Consider the following 18,369-nt stretch of genomic DNA (forward strand, 5'->3'; position numbering starts at 1 on the left):
TGAGATTATGTCATATATGTATTGAGAATGCAAGTTGCGAGTAAATATGAGTATTGTAATGATTGAGATAATAGCTTGGATATTGTTGGCCGCAGTATTGGGCAGTTTTATAACTATGCTTACTCATCGTATGGTCAACGGAGAAGATATGATCTTTGAAAGATCTTACTGTCCTAAATGCCTGAAAACCTTAAAATGGTATAATCTTATCCCTATCATTTCTTATTTGCTGCAAAGAGGTAAATGTAGCAATTGCGGTAGTAACATCAGCAAGCGTTATTTAATTATTGAAATTGCAACTGTTGGCATTTTCCTATTCTGTTATTGTTATTATCACGGTCAAGATGTGTATTTTTACGCCTTCCTTTATTTAATTTTTTTGACTATGATCATTACGGATTTGGAATATTTAGTAGTATTCGATTTGATGCAAATTCTGTTTGCCATGGCTGCCATAATATACATGGTAAATAACAATTTAGATTTTTTAGTTCAATTAAGATATGCGCTGATAACTTATGCATTCTTTTTTGGATTAAATTTGGTCTATAGCCTGGTTCGTAAGAAAGATGGGATAGGGTTGGCGGATATAAAGTTTCTTGGTATAGCTGCGCTGTTTTTAACTCCGTTAGAAGTGGTGTGGTTAATCTTTTTATCAGGATTATGTGGGGTAATATTTGGTAGTGTCTGGGTACTTTTTAAAAAGAGTCGGCAATTCCCATTTATTCCTTGTATTATTATTTCTTTTGTCATATTATTAAACAAATTAATAAATATTTCAATTGTTTATTGAAGTTTAAGAGTGTGTAAGCCCAGCTTGTTAGTCAAAATTTTATATATAATTTTACTTCTGTTCATAGCTATTGGTTGTAAGGATGGATCATTAAATAAAAATTTAGATACCAGCGTTATTGATCCGTCTAATAATTATACGAAAGAAGATTATAATAATTATTTTAAAAACTCTGCTCAAAATCAGCATAATCAAAAATATAATGAACAATTTGATTATGGAGATGAGAATCCTATTCAGCCATTTTTGGCAGAACCGGTTAAACCACTGATTAACAGTGATAAATTGGTGACCCTATCGGTTAGTGAGGATATTGATGTTAAAGATGTGCTAATTGAACTAGCTAGGCTCGCTGAAATTGATATAGAACTTGATCCTAAAATTAAAAGCGGAATTATTCTAAAAGTTAAAGATAAACCGTTGAGTGAAGTGGTTGATCGAGTGGCTATGCTTGCAGGACTCAGATATAGAATATTAGATAACGTGCTCAGAGTTGAAATTGATACACCGTATCTTGAAAGTTATCCGGTAGATTTTCTTAACTTAACTCGTACTAACAAATCAACTTATAAAGTCAATGTAGGACTGCAATCTGGCTCAGCATCTGATGGGGCAACTACAGGTAATGCATCTACTTCAGAAATTGTTGCCGAGCAGGCTGGTAATTTATGGGCCACTGTGGGCCAAGATATCAAGCAAATAGTAGATGCTGATAAAAGTATTTTTAAAGATGCCGGAGGATCTATTGCATCAAGTTATGTATCGCTAAATAAAGAAGCAGGCATGATTAACTTATTTGCCAGAGATAGAGTGCATAAGATAGCTAAAACCTACATTGCAAAAATTAAGTCAAATGTATCAGCTCAAGCGTTAATTGAAGCTAAAGTGGTAGAAGTAACATTGCGAGATGAATTTCAATCGGGAATTAACTGGAATATGTTAGAAAGAAACTCTGTAGGATTTGATATTAATTTTGCCAATCCTATAGGCTCGTTTACTACTGGTGCCGGTGAAATTACCTATGGAGTATTAAACGGTTTAGGCAAAGCAAGTTACAATAAACGTTTTGATAGTACTACTACTTCTAATTTAATATCGGCGGTTAAGTTGATGGAATTATTTGGTATTACTAGAACTCTTTCCAGCCCAAGGATTCATGCTATGAATAATCAGCAGGCAGTGCTGTCTTTTGCTAGAAATCATGTCTATTTTCAGCTTAAAATTGAAAGTACCTCTCAAGCCTCAACTACCACCACTAGTGGTGCTACTGATACTCAAGTTACTTCTGAACTAAAAACCGTGCCAATTGGGTTAATTATTAATTTACAGCCTTCAATTAATCTAGAAACCAATGAGATAACTATGAATATTAGGCCTACCATATCTAAGATTGTAGATAATAAGAAAGATCCAAGCATAGTATATGCCTTGGCATCACAAAGCTTAGAGGGTGTGAATACTAGTGATTTATCAAGCGAAGTGCCGGTGGTAGAGATTAAAGAGTTAGATTCAATTTTAAAAATTAAAAGTGGTGAGGTAATGGTAATTGGTGGAATGATGGAAGAAAGAGTAGCTAATACTGATTCAGGCGTTCCAGGATTTAAAGATTTACCATTACTAGGTAATTTATTTAAATCTTCCGGTAAAACTAAAGAAATTGTTCAAACAGTTATCTTTATCAAGGCAACTATAGTGCCAAGTAGTAGCAATTATAATGCTAAAGATAAAGAACTTGTTGATAAATTTGGCGGCAGTGATACCAATCAATTTAACTTACGTCCACTAAATTAACTAGCCAAGCTATGATCCCTATAATCAAATATTTTTGGTTACATACTAAAAAAAGCAGTTTGCTACATATTAGTTTGCTGTCTTTGATTTTAATTGCTGTGGTTGGAATATTTATTGTCAAGATAGCTATTTTGGAAGAGATCGAAACCTCTGTAGTCTTTACAGGGACATTGCTCAGGAATGTTTTTATAGTATTGATGATAGTTTTCATTAGTAATACTATTAATCAATTATACGAGCATCGACAATTTGAATTTATTTTAACTAAAGCTATTCCGCGCATTTATATTCCAATAGCATTTTTTACAATACTAGCTTTATTGGCGCTTAAATTTGCATTGTTGAGTGGAATTATTCTCTATTGCTTTAAAGCTAGGCTGCATGGTATTGTTTTATATTCGGTTAGCTTATTTGGAGAATTGTTAGCATTAGCTAGCTTTACTATGGCAGTTGCTTTGATTTTGAAAAGAAATTTACTCATTACTTTAACTGCTATAGGATTTTATTCTTTATCTCGTCTTGCTGGTTTTTTGGTAATGATAGGCAAAAATGATATTAATAGCTTTAGTTTTGAGCGGGCGCATGAATGGATTTTACAGCGATTAATGAACTTATTTACTTTAATTTTTCCAAGATTTGACTTGGTTACACAAACTGAGTGGTTAATTTATACTAATATTATTGAAACCATGCTGTTTGCTAAGCTGATGATCAGTTTAATTTTATTTTCATTGCTATTACTGGCTGTAGGTTGCCATGATTTTAAAAAACAAGAATTTTAGCAAGATTTTGCCTTATACTAAGGTAATGATCTTATTAGGATTTATTTTTATAAATATTTCTCTGTATGATTATAATCCTAGGTTAGTTACTACCGAGCATTTACCCAATCAAATGATTAATGGTTTAGAATCGCTAGGAGATAATCAATTTTTATTTCGAAAATTAAGTTTAGAGTTGCAATATATGGGCGATAGTTACGGGCGTTCATCTTATGTGGGTAGCTATGATTATTATATACTAAGTAGTTGGTTTAGCTATCTTGATACCCTAGACCAAAAATCTAACTATACTCCTTCAACTGCTGCTTATTACTTTGGTTATAATTATAATGCCTCTCAATTAGCAGAAATTGTAAAATATTTACAAGCACATGCAGGGGCAGGGGACGATGGGAAATGGTGGTGGCTTTATCAAGCTTCATATTTAGCCTATCATCGAATGAAAGATATAGACCTTGCTATTAATATAGCTCATAAGCTTGCTGAAACTTCTGCGCAAACGCCAATTTGGGTAAGACAGCTCCCTGCGTTATATTATGCTCAAATAGGAGAAGATGCACACGCCCTTCATATCATTCAAAATATTTTGCAAAAATATAAAGATCAGATTTCACCAGGTGAGAAAAATTTTATGGATTATTTTATTAACCAAAGACTTGCGGAAATTAATCAGCCTAAAGTAAGTAAGGCAAGCCCTAAATCTTGAAGCTATAATTAAACCACACGTAACAATTAAATATTGTAATTAAACTTTTAGTAGATATACTTTCAAAGAAAATTAACTAGAAATATCATATGTTCTCCGGATTACAATTAGTAGAAGATATTATTAAGGGCCTTAAACTCTTTCATATTTGGATATTTTTAGGAATTGAAGATGTGAAGCAAAGATATGTACGAACTTTTTTAGGTCCATGGTGGTTAGTTATTGGCAGCACCTTATGGATATTAACTATGAGTGTTGTCATGTCTCAGCTGTTCAATCAACCACTCGGGAGTTATCTGCCTTTCATAGCAGTAGGTATGATAGGGTGGGGCTTTATTGCAGGAATTATTAATGACTCTTGTAATGTATTTTTAGTAGTTAGCCATATTATTCATTCAGTCAACCTACCTATTATCGTGCATGTGCTTAGATTTATGACTAAGCATGTAGTGATCTTTCTCCATAATATTCCGATTATCCTTCTTATATTAATAGTTTGCGATATGAAGATGAATCTGAATATGTTGTTAGTAATTCCTGCTTTATTTTTAACTATTGTGAATGCAATCTGGGTAGCGGTGTTATTTGGGTTCTTAAATGCAAGATTCAGAGATACTCAACAAATTGTGACCATTAGCATGAGCATTATACCGTTTATTACGCCGATTTATTGGGATAAAGCTATGCTGAAATCAAAGCAATGGATAGGTGATCTGAATCCGTTTTATCATGCGATAGAAATATTAAGAAGTCCGCTATTAGGCAATATGCCAAATCATATTTCATGGATAGTCATGAGTTTTACTGCAGTGGTTGGTACTATGCTTATGGTCTATACTTACGGTAAATTTAAACATAGAGTAATTTTTTGGCTATAAATTATGGCAAAAGTAGTATTAAAAAATATTAAAGTTGAATATCCCATTATCGGTGATCATTATAATTCATTAAGAAGAAAACTGGTTAGTCTAACCACTGGCGGATTGATTTTTAAAGATCAAAAGAATAGCACGATAGTTTGTGGAATTAGTGATCTTACTCTTGAGCTAAATAATGGAGATCGCTTAGGAATTATTGGCCATAATGGTGCAGGAAAAAGTACTTTGTTGAAAACTATCGGAGGATTCTTAACCCCGACTGCAGGGCAGATGGTAATAGAAGGGCACATTACTACTATTTTTTCAATTTGTACTGGTATGGATGTAGAACGTACAGGTTATGATAATATCTATTATATGGGTACTTTGCTAGGGCTTAGAAAAAAAGAAATTAACGAGATTATTCCGGACATTGAAGAGTTTACCGAACTTGGTGAGTTTTTAAATATGCCGGTAAGAACCTATTCTGATGGCATGAAAATTAGATTGGGATTTGCCATTTCTACTGCAGTTCGTTCTGAAATATTGTTGCTTGATGAAGCAATAGGAGTAGGAGATGCAAGATTTATTGATAAAGCTGCAAAGCGAGCTAAGCAATTTTATGACCAAGCAAGTATTATGATAATTACTTCTCATTCGATCAATATTGTGAAGGAATTCTGCAATAAAGTATTATGGCTTGAGAAAAGCCAAGTTAGGATGTTAGGTGAGGTGAATGAAGTAATTGATGCTTATCAACAGCATTTAATCGCTGCATAAGTTATTGTGTGGTGTTCTTTGAAATTGCATTTGACTATGTCCTTTTGGCTCAAGGTATAACTTAGATTCAACAATAACAAAATAAGAACCTAGGTTATCATATTGCTACCATGTTTAAACTTTTTTCAAAAGCTAGGAACAGTTGTTATCTAGCTTAATCTAACTTTTAGAGCAACTTTCCGGTGGGCTGGCAGGCAATTTACCTTATTTAATTAACTTTGTTGGTTAGTAAGAACAATACCATCACTTAGATTGCGCAATGTTTTATGGGTAGTAAAGGTTACTTTGTTTTAGAGGTTCCAAGTTTTAGGTAATTAATTGGCTTTATTTAGCCTTCTAAAATTAAACAGGGTCATTTTTTATTGCTTGTATATGCTAATAATTTGTTATCTCCATTTTATATATTTGCTGGCTATGCTATATTTTTGATAGGTGTTTCTCTTATACCAGTGCAACAATATCTTTTTTGTCTAATTCAAATTATATTATCAATAGCTGCTTAGTTGGAGTTACGCTTTGAGGCATTGTGGCTCGCTGTGTTGATAATCCGCCGGTCCAGCTTGCAGAGATGGTTTTGTGAGAAAAGCATGCATATTGTTGTTGCCAATTATCACTGTTTATATATTGCATTGCATCATTTAAGATTACAATATCATCTAAGCGCATAGTTGTTAAGTAATTCGCTAAATTACGAGCGCACGTTTTACCACCATGTCCATCAAAAATAGCAGCGCATAATGATTGTTGCAGCTGAGTTAAGTTTATCTCCATGATCGATAAATTATCTTGACTATAAGATAATGTCCCTTTGGTTAAAAATTGGCTAAAAGGTATGGGTGGAGAATATAGAGCTGCTTGCAGCTTCCATACTTGATATAGTTTAGCAATTTTTATTTCATTTAAGCCTGGTTCTTTGGTCTCTCCTATTTTTATTTTTTCAAAAAAACCATCACAACATATAAGGATAGTAACTTCTTGGTTGGTATATTCAGAATCGTTTAAGTCAATCACTCCAAAATCCGCATATCTTGATAACGCCTCTCCTAAATGTGCATCACCATATGATCTGCCACAACTTAAACGATCATTAATTCTTCCGCGGTTGCTTACATACCCGCCACCATAGATAGTTAGGCAATGTTCCAAGGGGTCGGTAGGTTTGTGATCCTTAGTAAGGCGTTTGACAGTAACTTTGTTGTTAGCTTGGTCGTACAGAAGTAACATAATCCTCGAATCGCCTAAATTGCTATAAACTATGCAATTTAAAGCAAGATCATAATGGCAAATGGCAGCCGTTGAGCCTGAGGAATTATCGCACGTAAAGTTATTAAGGGCTTTGTTTTGAGTACATAATTGCTCTAACATTTGCCCTTTAGATGTGCTGTTTTTTACCAAAGCGATAAAAAAAGCATCTTCCATTGCTGCTCTGCGGCCTTGATCTTCGGTAATAGTGATGCTTGAATTAAAGATTAAGGGTGTATCTGCATTAAGCAAGCTTGCTCGGTATCCATCAGTCATATTTGCTCGTAATGGTGGTAGTTTTTGTGGTTTTAATAAAATTGCACCTTGATCATTTTTTTGTTGTTGATCAGCTTCAATAAGGGTTAAATGGCTAATTATTTCTCTAAAAAACCATGAAGAATTCATTAAATTAGGATGTGTAGAGATAAGTATGCGGGCACATATTTTGATAGTATTTAAAAGATTTTCAGCTCGTCTTGAGTGGCTATCAGCATCTTCCTGTAGAGGAGGACAAGAGGTAACTTCAAGTTGATAAATAAAAGCAAAAAGTTCTTTAAGATTTTTGCAGTTTAAATAATCAAATTCTGCAATAGATTTTAAGGTGGTGTTATGGATATCTTCCTTATACTTCTCATAAGTAACTTTAATGGCTTGTGTTAATGATTTGAAATACTTATATAAATATGGTTTAAGCTCATGCGCTATAAGGGTTTGCTCGATTATTTGTAAATCCATCATAATGAGAAGTTGAGTTAAAAAAATGTTAAATAGTAAATTTATTCGCTACATTATAGATAGGTTTTTATAAAGATTAAATAGCTAATTTATCAATGTAATAAACCTGGGATAAACTTAAAGTTTATTCCCAGGTAAATTATATGTATTGAGCTTAGTGTATGGGTTATAATTATGATAGACCCGAGGTTAAGCCGCTTTTTTCTTATTAACTTTGTTTAATAGTTCTTTACCAGCCCTAAAATATACCACACTACGTTCGCCAATAGCTATGTTGGTATTAGTTTTAGGATTACGGGCAGCTCTTGGTTTTCTCTGCCTAATGCAAAGACTACCAAATCCCCGAATTTCTGTACGTTTACCTTTGAGTAAACCTTCAGTAATCGCTTTAAATACGGTTTCCACGATGAATTTTGCTTCTTTCATGGTTAATGGATTAGCTTTTTGTAATTCAGTTGTAATTTGTTTTTTATTCATCGTTCTGCTCCTTGATAAATATTAATAAAACACTAATTAATATAAATTTTTATTCATTAATTAATATTAACATTTTTAAAAAGCCTTAACAAGTAAAAAATATTAAAAAATTAAATATTACAATGGTAAGCGTGGTTTTAATAGAATTTAAAGGGCCTTTCTCACTTGGTCATTATTTGGGTTGCTGAAGGGTTTTATTAAGCATATTTGATCCAAGGCAAATGTCATCTAGCTGTTGATAGATTTTAAAAGCTGTTGTAACAAAACATATATACTAGAACAGCCCAGAGGAAAAGAATGCGTTATTTTTTGAGCTTGGTTTCATATTATATTGCTATAATAAAATTGCTCAGTATTTGTACTGGAATAAAATTTGGTTGTACTAATATTTTAGTACAATACTAAAATCTGTATCAAATAAATCAAAAAAGCTTTAGCTGTTTTGTTAAATAATTGTAACTCTTAACCTTGTTTTTGAAATTGGTTAACAGCTGGCTGGACCTCATCAATTTAAGCTTATAAAAAGCTTCTTGCTAACTTTTACCTTGTAGCCATGATTTGGCTTTTGGTACTTAGTAAAGAAGTTATTTTGCTTTTAAAGCGTCTTAGCAGTTGCTCAATTTCATGCTTAGGAACTTCAATCTGATAATCTAAGGTGTTATAATCGAGTTTATGTGTGGTTTTCAAGAATTGCAGAGCAGTTTCTTCATCACCAATTTCATCAATTAAGCCTAGTCTTAAAGCTTGTGAGCCCATAAATACTGAGCCATTAGTAGCTTTTGCTAGTTGAGTGGAGGTGAGTTTGCGATTTTCCTGAACTAATTTAACAAAAAATCTCTGACCTTCTTCAAGATTATATTGTACATTTTCGGCAACCCGCTGGCTAACCTTTTCAAAAGGATTAGGGGCTGCTTTTAATTCACTAGTTTTAAATGAGTGAAGCTTGATGCCTAGTTTTGCCGCAAGCTCGGTTACCTCTATAGCTTCCGTACGCACGCCAATTGAGCCGGTGTAAGTGGTTTCAAGAGCATAGATTCTCTCACCAGCTAACGCGATTAAGTAACCTCCGCTGGCTGCCACTTCATTCATTACAATAATTAGCGGTTTGGTAGCTGCAATTTTTTTTAGAACTCTATAATAAGCTTCGCTGCCACCGATGGTGCCACCTGGGCTATTGATATGTAAAATAACGGCTTTAATTTGCTTGTCTTCTGTAATTTGAGCTAATCTGTTAATTCTTTCATGATCATAAACAATCTCATCTTCAATTTTAAGCCTGGCAATATAGTTTACAAATTTAGGTTTCATAGTTTTTTGATTGCCTAAGGGGCTCAAAAGTAATGTGATAAATAATAATACAATAATAATTTTAGCAGCAAGTATTTTACGCCTAAGTGCCAGGTTATCTTCTAATAAATCATGTTTAAATAAATGCATGGGTTATTTTATCCCTAATAAACTTTGTTACTAATATCGGTTAATATAATAGGGTTTTAGGCTAGAACGCAAGCTGGATTTAAGTTGCGGACGATAAGCAGCTTATAAAGGCTTTATTTTGAAAGCAAAAATATAATATAGCTTGGTTTAATGATATCATCAAAGTTACTGTTAAGGATCATTACGCTCCCATCTTGCTTAGGTGTTGTTTTTAAGGATGATAGGCATTTCATTAGACTTTACTTCGGCTTTGTAAGAACTCTATGATGTTTTTTAATTAAATCTTTTAAAAAGATTACTACTTTACCTTAAGCTTGTGTTTACTAAAAGTTCTATAGGAATAGAGTCTTTAACATATATAGATGAGTTGTTGTAGTTATAATGTGGAAATCAAAATTATCTTTTTCGTGAGTTTTATAGCAGGGTGATAAGGCTTTAATTTACTGTTATTAAGTAACCAAGCATGATTATAAGCTTTATGGATAGCGAGTATAAAATGGTTATGTTTGCTGGCATGAAGATGCGTAAACATTGTAAGATATAAATTCTTTAGCCGGCAATATTTACCACGATTTAGAGAATAAGAGGCTATACATACATCTATGCATCTCACTCGGCTAAATAACCCACACCTATTTTTTAAACGTTGACTCGTGGAGCCAATTTAGATGCTGCTTATACTAAATTTCTATTCTTATATTGTATATTACGGGCTGATTTATGTTTTTTGATTTTACTTCATAGTAATCTTCAAATGATGGTTGTTATCAATAAAAGAAAAAGGGGAGCTGTTTGCTCCCCTCAGTAGCTTATATCATTATAGTATAGTGAAATTACTTTTCACCTTTCTTTAATGCTTGGCCTAAAATGTCACCTAAAGTGGTAGCAGCATTATCGCTAGAGGTATACTCAGCAATAGCTTTTTTCTGCTCTTCAACTTCTAAAGCTTTAATAGAAAGAACAACCTTACGGGTATTCCTATCATAGTTAGTTACTTTAGCTTCAATGGTTTCCCCTTCTTTAAATTTAGAAGGATCTTGATCTGCTTTAGAAGCAGCTAAGTCAATCTTCTTAATATTGAGGGTCACACCATTAAGTTCAACATCGATAGAGTCGTTATGTATTTCTTTTACTACACATTTAACTTTATCACCTTTGTTGATGCCGGAAGTTGCTGATTGGAAAGGATCGTCGCCCATTTGCTTTATGCCTAGGGTAATACGTTCTTTATCAATATCTACACTTAAAACTTTAGCACTAATTTTGTCGCCAGGTTTGAAGTCATTGAGCCTGTCAGTTGATTCATCTTCCCATGAAATATCTGCAAGATGTAATAAACCATCAATATTTCCTGGCAATGCAATAAATACACCAAATTCAACCACATTTCTTACTTCACCTTCAACAACTGAACCAACTTCATGAGTTTCAGCAAATTTAGCCCATGGGTTTTCTTCACATTGTTTAATACCAAGGCTAATACGATGTTTGTTGGTATCAATATCAAGTACTAAGCACTCAACTTGTTGGCCAACGCTAAGTAATTCATGTGGATTAGGATTGCTTTTGCTCCAAGTGATTTCAGAAACATGTACTAAACCTTCAATGCCTTCTTCAATCTCAACAAATACACCATAATCAGCAATGCTTGATACTTTCCCTTTAACTTTGGCGCCGCGTGGGAACTTATCCTCAAGATCTTTCCATGGATTTTCTTCGAGTTGTTTCATACCAAGTGAAACACGTTTGGTTTCAGGGTTGTATTTAATGATCTTAACTTTAATTTGTTGACCAAGTGAAAGCACTTCTGATGGGTGATTAATACGGTTCCATGCAATGTCGGTAAGGTGTAATAAACCATCAAGGCTGCCTAAATCAACGAAGGCACCATAATCGGTGATGTTTTTAACAAAACCGTCAAGTATTTGACCTTCTTCAATTTTAGCAAGCATTTCTTCACGAGCTTCAAGGCGGCTCTCTTCTAAAATTGCTCTTCTTGAAAGCACAATGTTAGATTGTTTCCGATCGATTTTTAAAATCTTAAATGGCTGGACCATTCCAAATAATGGAGAAATATCTTTAATCGGACGAATATCAACTTGGCTTCCAGGTAAGAAAGCAATAACACCTGATAAATCAACGGTATAACCACCTTTAACTTTACCACAAATAAAGCCTTCAACTTTTTTACCTTCAGTAAGGGCGCTTTCAATGTTTTTCCATGCGCTTTCACGTTGGGCTTTTTCGAAGCTGAGGATTGCTCTGCCTAATTTTGAGTCGGTGCGTTCAATATAAACATCAACAATATCACCAACTGTAATCTCAGATGGTTTGCTATCAAGAGAAAACTCTTTTAATGGAACTAATCCCTCAGTTTTGTGACCAAAGTCAATCACTGCATATTCAGATTCAATCTTAATGATTTCGCCTTTAACAACGGTGCCTTCTTTAACAATTTTAGATACTGAGGCTTCAAACAAATCAGCAAAGCTCTCTCTAAATGAGTCATCGCCGACAGCCTTAGTTGCGTTTTTTATCATAAAATTAATACCTATTAAATTTATTTTAAGTTAAACTTGTTTGTCGTTTATTCTGTTAATGATCCTATCAACTACTTCATTAATGGCCATGTGACTACTGTCAATTACCACTGCATCTAAAGCCGGCTTCATTGGGGCACTGCTTCGTGATGCATCACGTTGATCGCGATCCCTTAAATCTTTAACAACTTGCGCGAATATAACATTATTATTTTCTAGTCGCAACTGATTATATCTCCTTTTTGCTCTTTCCTCTATTTTGGCGGTTAGAAAGAATTTAAACTCAGCGTCAGGAAAGATAACCGTGCCCATATCCCTACCATCGGCTACCAGGCCATTTTCACTATTAGCAGCAAAATTGCGTTGCAATTGGATTAATTTTTCTCTGACTGTCGCGATGGCAGCAACTATAGAAGCCCCTTTGCTAACTTCATCCGTTCTTAATTTGGGTAGTTCTTCAGGGTCAATATTTAAATCAAACTCTTGTAAGTAGGCTAATATATTGGCTGTGTCGTTTAATGCTATGCCGCTATGCATTAAATCATGTGCTAATTTGCGATAAACTATTCCCGAATCAAAATAATCTAAATGTAATTTATCTGCTATAATTTTAGCTACGGTTCCTTTGCCGGAAGCCGCAGTACCATCAATTGTAATTATTCTTTTCTGCATAATTTATCTTTGCTTTGTTAAAAATTTCTTTATTATTAAATAGGTAATAATTTAAGTATATAGAATATCATGAAATCGCATAAAATCACCAATCTACTAAAATCTTTTTATCTTGAAATTTTATATAATGCAAAAAATCTTAAAAGCCGCCTTAAAAATATTTTACATGCCAATTTTGAGTTGTGTAATTTTTATATCGATGATGGTGATTTAAAAGATGCAGAATTTAGAATCAAAGTATTAAAATATTTTAAAGTTGAGAATCCTATGCTTAAATTTTGTGAAGCACGGCTTAAGCTTGCACAAGGTAATTTAGATGCAGCTAAAGAGCTATTAGGTGAATTTGTTAAAGAAGATAAGCATCACGTGTTAGCTAATTTCTTATATGATGAGCTGATTGAAGGTAAAAAACATAAATTTATCCCTAGCGCCGTAGTTAATGCTTATGCTGAAATGCAAAGTAATTATGAATTAAATTTAAAGAAAAAACAGAAATTAAAAATAGCAGAATGGGTATTAACAACTATTAACCAAGCTGGTAAGGAGGACGGTAGTAAGTTAACCGATTTAGGGTGTGGAACTGGTAGTTTAATGAAAATAATCGCCAGTAATAGTAAGTATTTACTTAACATTAGTGGTGTGGATGGGCATAAAGCTTGTATAGCTGTAGCTAAAGAGGCTATCTATTACAATCAGCAGTTAAGCCACAAAGATAGGGTTTATAAGGAACTATATTTGGAAGATGTGTATCATTATCTAGAAAAACATACTATTGATGTAGATTTTATTGTTGCTATAAATATAGTTAATTACCTTAGGGAGCCATACCAGTTTTTAGAAAAAATAGCGCAAAAGATGAGTAATAACGCTCGTTTATTTGTAGTTTATGATTATACTAAAAATGATAAGCATGAAATTGATTTAAATAAATTTCTTATGCGCTTAAATAGCAACTTATTAAAAGAGCAACTGGCTAAATTTGAGTTGGCAATTATACGAGAACAGCGCTTTGAAGATGAAAAAATAGAAATGTTAATGATTAGCAAAGTGGCTGGAAGTTTTACAGCTAATGCTTCTGCTGGCAACAAAGCTGGCAAGACTGAAGGGAAGGATAGTGCAAATAAAGTGCTTAAACCTGAAGTGGGTAGTAATGCAGATAAGGCAAATAAGATCGTCAAGGCTGGCAATGTGGCTGGTGATAATAAGGTTAGTACAGCTAAGAACGTTAAAGCTAAGAAGGCTAGTGATGCCGAAGATGCACGTAGCAATAATAAGGTTAATAAAGTAAAAAAAACTAATAAGGAATGATTTTGAGTGGTGGGCGATAGAAGACTCGAACTTCCGACCTTCACGATGTCAACGTGACGCTCTAACCAACTGAGCTAATCGCCCCCAATTAAACCATTAGTATTAGTTAAATATTATAAAAACATGAATTTGACAAGTGGGCTTATAGAGAAAATTTGCTTTTGTTTGAAAAATTAGCTATAACTTATAATTAACTTTAAGTTTTAGGAATAACTTTAATCTATAATGGATGTTCTGATATTATTCTTGGGAATTGCTGGGATTATTCTGCTCTCTAGCTTTTTCTCTGCCGCCGAAACTGCCATAACAGCAGTAAATGAAGCAAAAATTCATCAATTAAAATCGCAAGGTAATAAGCGTGCTGAAGCTGTTTATAGGCTGAGGCTAGATAAAGAAAAGCTGATAGGCTCTATTTTGCTAGCTAACAATGGTCTTAATATTCTGGCATCATCAATTGTGGCTACCTATATGGTAAGCGTCATAGGGGATGAAGGGGTAATTTATGCTAGCTTTCTGATGACTATAATCATTTTAATTTTTGCTGAAGTTCTACCTAAAAGTTATGCTTTTGAATATCCAGAGAAATTATCACTTGCTATCGCTCCAATTATAGGCGGTTTAGTAGTAGTTTGTTCGCCGCTTACTTCAGCTATTCAGTGGATAGTTTCAAAAATTCTAAAAATAATTATTGGTAAAAAAGAGGCTGATTTAGTTTCAGGCACTGAAGTGATCAGAGGGGCTATTGAGCTTTCTTTGCATCAAGGTGCGATGGTTAAACAGGAAAGGGATATGCTTGGCGGAGTGCTTGATTTAGGTGAAGTAGCAGTTGAGCAAATTATGAGGCACAGATCCAAAATCATTAGCATATCAATTGATCAAGATATTGATGAGCTAATTAAAACTGCGATTAATTCTCCGCATTCGCGCTTGCCAATTTGGGAAAAAGATCCTGATAATATTATAGGTATTCTGCATATCAAGTCCTTATTTAGATTGGTCAGTACTAACAAGGTGGTTACGAAGGAATTAATAAAAGAAAATTTAGCCGAACCATGGTTTATTCCTAATACTACCCCATTAAAAGATCAGTTGCAAAATTTTAGAAATAAAAGAAATCATTTTGCTTTAGTGATTGATGAATATGGAGTGCTGATGGGGCTGGTCACCTTAGAAGATATTTTAGAAGAAATCGTAGGTGAAATTGATGATGAGCATGATACCAAGGGAGATGAAGTAATTAAGGTGGCTGATAATATTTATATTGCTGAAGCTACCACTAATATTCGTGATATTAACCGTGAGTTGGATCTTAAGTTGAATGATGAAGATGCTAATACCATAGGTGGTTTGATAATTTATCATTTAGAGCGTATTCCGGAAATTAAAGAAGAAATCGTTATTGAAAATGTAAAATTCAAAATTCTGAAAATGGAAGAGAAGAAAATTAAAACTATAGAAATTGAGTTGTTAAGTTAATGTTTGCATCCTTACGCGGTAAAATTTTAAATATCAATCAAGATAAGGTTATACTTGAGGTAAACTCAGTAGGATATTTACTGAATGCTTCACATCGAACTATAACTCAACTTGAAATAGGTAAAGAATTTTTTTTGTTAATTGAAACAATTGTAAGGGAAGATCAAATTTTATTGATAGCCTTTTTTGATTCTCTTGAGCAAGATTGGTTCAAATTGCTTACCACTGTGAAGGGGATTGGTTCTAAGCTTGCACTGCAAATTTTAAGCCAAGCGAATTTAGGGGAACTTGCTATCGGCATTGCCCGTGAAAACAAAAGTATTTTTAAAAATATTAGTGGAGTAGGTAGTAAGGTTGCTGATCGAATTATTGTTGAGCTAAAAGATAAAGTTCTACCCTTATCAAGTGGAGACTTTATTGAAGAAGCTGGTAGCAATCAAGAAATTGACGATGCGGTGTTAGCGCTAACTGCATTAGGTTATAATAAATTTGATGCAGCTAAGGTTGCTACAAAAATTATTAAAGATTTGCCTGAATTAAAAACTCGAGAAATTATCAAACTGGCACTAAAGGAACTATCTAAATGAAGGATTCAACCTTAAATCCTAATGCAAAAGATGAAGACCAACTCGATCGTACCTTCCGCCCTAAGTTGCTTGATGATTTTATAGGGCAAAAAGAGTTAAAAGAAAATCTAAATATATTTATTAATGCGGCAAGAAACCGTAAAGAAACCTTAGATCATGTTATACTTTATGGTCCTCCTGGTCTAGGTAAAACTACCCTTGCTCAAATTATTGCCCAAGAAATGCGTGGTAATATTAAGGTGACTTCTGGCGCAGTTATTAGCAAGGCTGGTGACCTGGCAGCGATCCTTACTAATTTAACAGATGGGGATGTGTTGTTTATCGATGAAATTCATAGGCTTCCTATTCACGTAGAAGAAATACTTTACCCTGCCATGGAAGATTTTACGATTGATATTATGATCGGGGAAGGTCCTTCTGCTAGATCTGTTCAGCTTGATTTGCCGCCATTTACTCTAGTTGGTGCTACTACGCGTATTGGCTTACTCAGTAATCCGTTGCGGGATAGGTTTGGCATTCCAGTAAGATTAGAGTTTTATGAGCCTCATGATCTTATGAAAATCATTGAAAGATCCACTGCTCTTGCCAATATTAATATTGCTAAAGAAGGAGCAAATATTATTGCACATAGAGCGCGCGGTACTCCTAGAATTGCATTAAGATTGCTTAGAAGAATCAGGGATTTTGCAGAAATGGCAAGCAAAGAAGGAATGATTACTGAAGAAATTGCCAGTAACGCTTTAAGCCGTTTGGGCGTAGATAAAATCGGCCTTGATGCTCAAGACCATAAATATTTACTTACTATAATAGAAAAGTATGATGGTGGTCCGGTAGGGCTAGAAACCATTGCTTCATCCATTGCTGAGCAAAAAGATACTATTGAGGAGTTAATAGAGCCTTACTTATTGCAGCTTGGCTTAATTAACCGTACTCCTCGAGGAAGAATGGCAACACTTAAGGCGTATCATCATTTTGGCATGGCTCCTAAAAATATGAGTGATACCTCTTTACAATTTGAAATTAATTTAGATAGTGAGAAATAACTAATGTTTGAAACACTGCTTGCAGTAATTTTTGGCATTATGCTTGCAAGCTATAGTTCTAGTGTATTTTATAGGTTACCAAGAAATATTCCTTTGCAAGGTTTTGGTTCCAAAGGATTGAAGCCACATTGTTCATTATGTAAAACCCCTTTAAAACCTTATGAATATTATAGTGTGCTTTCATGGTTTTTTTGCGGCACTACTTGTAATTATTGTGGTGCTCATATTGACAGTAAGTTTCGTATAGCAGATAGTTTAGTAATTTTTAACTCTGTATATCTGCATTACTATTTTGGATTTGGGGATGAATATTTATTACTCTTACTTTGGTCAGTAGGATTAATCATTATTGCAGCCATAAACTTTACAGGATATACGGTTCCAAAAGTGCTATATGTTAGTATAGTAATAATAGCTATAATGCTTAAACTGAAGTGTGGATATGAGCTTATAAATATAATACCATTTTCAGTAGTTGGAGTTATAATAAGCTTTGCATTTGCCACAACTTATCTTACAAAAATTATCAATTTATCAAGCGAAAATCTTTTGTTAATAGCAAGTCTTGCGGTTATCAAATTTAATTTTTGGATGATCGCTTTAATGCTTAGTTTAATCTTAGGAGGAATTGCTAATTTTAAGTTGCTTAAAAAGTATATCAATCCTTATCCATATATTTCATCTTTAATAGCTATTGCCGGTTTTATTTTGTTGCTCATAGAAGCATTACAAATATCTGGTCAGATATAATTTCTTTAAATTTCCTAAAATTATGATTTTTGATGGTTTATTGTGCTTAAACATTTTTAATAGGGCTCAATATTATTTTACCAACAATACTTATATGCCATAGATGTTTAAAAAAGAAGAGCAAGCTTTCATGATATTTTAACAGCTGTTCTACTATTTTCAATTTTTAATAATTATCTATTCAAGCTGTAAAAGGTAAAAGAGTATTAAACCATCTATGAGATAATCCTTTAAAAATACTGGCTAAGGCGCCTACAATCATTCCAGAGAAAAATGGGCTATCAACTTTCTTATAAACGCTAGCTTGGATAAGGTAGATAAGTAAAAGTAGGCAGGTGATTATTTTATCATATCCTATGATCTCACTCAGCTAATAAATTTTCCGTTTTTAAG

Annotated in this window: 16 protein-coding genes and 1 tRNA gene; 11 read left to right on the forward strand and 6 right to left on the reverse strand. The window is 33.6% G+C overall.

Translation table 11 applies throughout. The features are described 5' to 3' along the window. Window positions 1-58: 58 nt before the first annotated feature. From EF513_RS04550 to EF513_RS04575, 6 genes are all read left to right on the forward strand, one after another. Window positions 59-793 carry a prepilin peptidase gene (locus EF513_RS04550; RefSeq protein WP_164503825.1) on the forward strand — a complete coding sequence of 245 codons (735 nt, stop codon included), beginning with the start codon at window positions 59-61 and terminating at the stop codon, window positions 791-793. A 24-nt stretch (window positions 794-817) separates the two neighbouring features. After that, window positions 818-2,584, forward strand: coding sequence for a type II secretion system protein GspD (locus tag EF513_RS04555; RefSeq protein ID WP_125216232.1), 1,767 nt, complete (start codon window positions 818-820; stop codon window positions 2,582-2,584). Window positions 2,585-2,643: 59 nt separating this feature from the next. After that, window positions 2,644-3,366 carry a hypothetical protein gene (locus EF513_RS04560; RefSeq protein ID WP_125216233.1) on the forward strand — a complete coding sequence of 241 codons (723 nt, stop codon included), beginning with the start codon at window positions 2,644-2,646 and terminating at the stop codon, window positions 3,364-3,366. Then, window positions 3,341-4,072, forward strand: coding sequence for a hypothetical protein (locus EF513_RS04565; protein ID WP_125216234.1), 732 nt, complete (start codon window positions 3,341-3,343; stop codon window positions 4,070-4,072). Before EF513_RS04560 ends, EF513_RS04565 begins: the two co-directional genes overlap by 26 nt. Before the next feature lie 89 nt (window positions 4,073-4,161). Then, window positions 4,162-4,950, forward strand: a complete 789-nt coding sequence (locus EF513_RS04570; RefSeq protein WP_125216235.1) for an ABC transporter permease — start codon at window positions 4,162-4,164, stop codon at window positions 4,948-4,950. 3 nt (window positions 4,951-4,953) lie between these two features. Continuing rightward, on the forward strand, window positions 4,954-5,709 hold the full coding sequence (locus EF513_RS04575) for an ABC transporter ATP-binding protein (protein WP_125216236.1): 756 nt from the start codon (window positions 4,954-4,956) through the stop codon (window positions 5,707-5,709). A gap of 480 nt (window positions 5,710-6,189) precedes the next feature. Here EF513_RS04575 and EF513_RS04580 read toward each other — a convergent pair whose 3' ends face one another. The 5 genes from EF513_RS04580 to cmk all read right to left on the reverse strand — a co-directional run bounded on the left by EF513_RS04580 (window position 6,190) and on the right by cmk (window position 12,812). Next, a complete protein-coding gene (locus EF513_RS04580) occupies window positions 6,190-7,689 on the reverse strand; it encodes a PP2C family serine/threonine-protein phosphatase (protein WP_125216237.1) in 1,500 nt (499 codons plus the stop codon). Window positions 7,690-7,875: 186 nt separating this feature from the next. Next, window positions 7,876-8,163: an HU family DNA-binding protein gene (locus EF513_RS04585; protein WP_125216238.1), complete on the reverse strand. Its 288-nt coding sequence runs from the start codon at window positions 8,161-8,163 to the stop codon at window positions 7,876-7,878. A gap of 540 nt (window positions 8,164-8,703) precedes the next feature. Then, a complete protein-coding gene (gene sppA / locus EF513_RS04590; protein ID WP_125216239.1) occupies window positions 8,704-9,600 on the reverse strand; it encodes a signal peptide peptidase SppA in 897 nt (298 codons plus the stop codon). An 833-nt stretch (window positions 9,601-10,433) separates the two neighbouring features. After that, window positions 10,434-12,140 (reverse strand): 30S ribosomal protein S1, encoded by a 1,707-nt coding sequence (locus EF513_RS04595; RefSeq protein WP_125216240.1) that lies wholly within the window; start codon window positions 12,138-12,140, stop codon window positions 10,434-10,436. Window positions 12,141-12,170: 30 nt separating this feature from the next. Further along, window positions 12,171-12,812 carry a (d)CMP kinase gene (gene cmk, locus EF513_RS04600; protein WP_125216241.1) on the reverse strand — a complete coding sequence of 214 codons (642 nt, stop codon included), beginning with the start codon at window positions 12,810-12,812 and terminating at the stop codon, window positions 12,171-12,173. A gap of 69 nt (window positions 12,813-12,881) precedes the next feature. Here cmk and EF513_RS04605 point away from each other — a divergent pair, with 69 nt between their 5' ends. Further along, window positions 12,882-14,120 carry a class I SAM-dependent methyltransferase gene (locus EF513_RS04605; RefSeq protein ID WP_125216242.1) on the forward strand — a complete coding sequence of 413 codons (1,239 nt, stop codon included), beginning with the start codon at window positions 12,882-12,884 and terminating at the stop codon, window positions 14,118-14,120. A gap of 7 nt (window positions 14,121-14,127) precedes the next feature. Here the strand turns inward: EF513_RS04605 and EF513_RS04610 are convergent. Then, window positions 14,128-14,204, reverse strand: a tRNA-Val gene (locus EF513_RS04610). A 141-nt stretch (window positions 14,205-14,345) separates the two neighbouring features. On the opposite strand from EF513_RS04610, the gene EF513_RS04615 reads away from it, so the two are divergent. The 4 genes from EF513_RS04615 to EF513_RS04630 are packed head-to-tail and all read left to right on the forward strand — an operon-like array spanning window position 14,346 to window position 17,976. Beyond that, window positions 14,346-15,596, forward strand: coding sequence for an HlyC/CorC family transporter (locus tag EF513_RS04615; protein ID WP_125216243.1), 1,251 nt, complete (start codon window positions 14,346-14,348; stop codon window positions 15,594-15,596). Beyond that, complete coding sequence (gene ruvA / locus EF513_RS04620; protein WP_125216244.1) at window positions 15,596-16,183, forward strand: Holliday junction branch migration protein RuvA; 588 nt, start codon at window positions 15,596-15,598, stop codon at window positions 16,181-16,183. The genes EF513_RS04615 and ruvA overlap by 1 nt, the downstream gene beginning before the upstream one ends. Further along, on the forward strand, window positions 16,180-17,226 hold the full coding sequence (ruvB, locus tag EF513_RS04625) for a Holliday junction branch migration DNA helicase RuvB (RefSeq protein WP_125216245.1): 1,047 nt from the start codon (window positions 16,180-16,182) through the stop codon (window positions 17,224-17,226). The genes ruvA and ruvB overlap by 4 nt, the downstream gene beginning before the upstream one ends. A gap of 3 nt (window positions 17,227-17,229) precedes the next feature. Next, window positions 17,230-17,976, forward strand: a complete 747-nt coding sequence (locus EF513_RS04630) for a prepilin peptidase (RefSeq protein ID WP_125216246.1) — start codon at window positions 17,230-17,232, stop codon at window positions 17,974-17,976. Window positions 17,977-18,369: the final 393 nt, after the last annotated feature.

The organism is Rickettsiales endosymbiont of Stachyamoeba lipophora, from assembly GCF_003932735.1.
In the GTDB taxonomy this organism is placed as follows: Bacteria; Pseudomonadota; Alphaproteobacteria; order Rickettsiales; family 33-17; genus RICK01.

What these genes read in the sequence shown, in the direction of transcription:
- ruvB (WP_125216245.1), top strand. Translation starts at nt 16,180, where the DNA reads ATGAAGGATTCAACCTTAAATCCTAATGCAAAAGATGAAGACCAACTC.
- EF513_RS04595 (WP_125216240.1), bottom strand. Translation starts at nt 12,140, where the DNA reads ATGATAAAAAACGCAACTAAGGCTGTCGGCGATGACTCATTTAGAGAG.
- EF513_RS04615 (WP_125216243.1), top strand. Translation starts at nt 14,346, where the DNA reads ATGGATGTTCTGATATTATTCTTGGGAATTGCTGGGATTATTCTGCTC.
- EF513_RS04575 (WP_125216236.1), top strand. Translation starts at nt 4,954, where the DNA reads ATGGCAAAAGTAGTATTAAAAAATATTAAAGTTGAATATCCCATTATC.
- cmk (WP_125216241.1), bottom strand. Translation starts at nt 12,812, where the DNA reads ATGCAGAAAAGAATAATTACAATTGATGGTACTGCGGCTTCCGGCAAA.
- EF513_RS04580 (WP_125216237.1), bottom strand. Translation starts at nt 7,689, where the DNA reads ATGATGGATTTACAAATAATCGAGCAAACCCTTATAGCGCATGAGCTT.
- EF513_RS04630 (WP_125216246.1), top strand. Translation starts at nt 17,230, where the DNA reads ATGTTTGAAACACTGCTTGCAGTAATTTTTGGCATTATGCTTGCAAGC.
- EF513_RS04570 (WP_125216235.1), top strand. Translation starts at nt 4,162, where the DNA reads ATGTTCTCCGGATTACAATTAGTAGAAGATATTATTAAGGGCCTTAAA.
- EF513_RS04605 (WP_125216242.1), top strand. Translation starts at nt 12,882, where the DNA reads ATGAAATCGCATAAAATCACCAATCTACTAAAATCTTTTTATCTTGAA.
- ruvA (WP_125216244.1), top strand. Translation starts at nt 15,596, where the DNA reads ATGTTTGCATCCTTACGCGGTAAAATTTTAAATATCAATCAAGATAAG.
- EF513_RS04585 (WP_125216238.1), bottom strand. Translation starts at nt 8,163, where the DNA reads ATGAATAAAAAACAAATTACAACTGAATTACAAAAAGCTAATCCATTA.
- EF513_RS04550 (WP_164503825.1), top strand. Translation starts at nt 59, where the DNA reads ATGATTGAGATAATAGCTTGGATATTGTTGGCCGCAGTATTGGGCAGT.
- EF513_RS04565 (WP_125216234.1), top strand. Translation starts at nt 3,341, where the DNA reads ATGATTTTAAAAAACAAGAATTTTAGCAAGATTTTGCCTTATACTAAG.
- sppA (WP_125216239.1), bottom strand. Translation starts at nt 9,600, where the DNA reads ATGCATTTATTTAAACATGATTTATTAGAAGATAACCTGGCACTTAGG.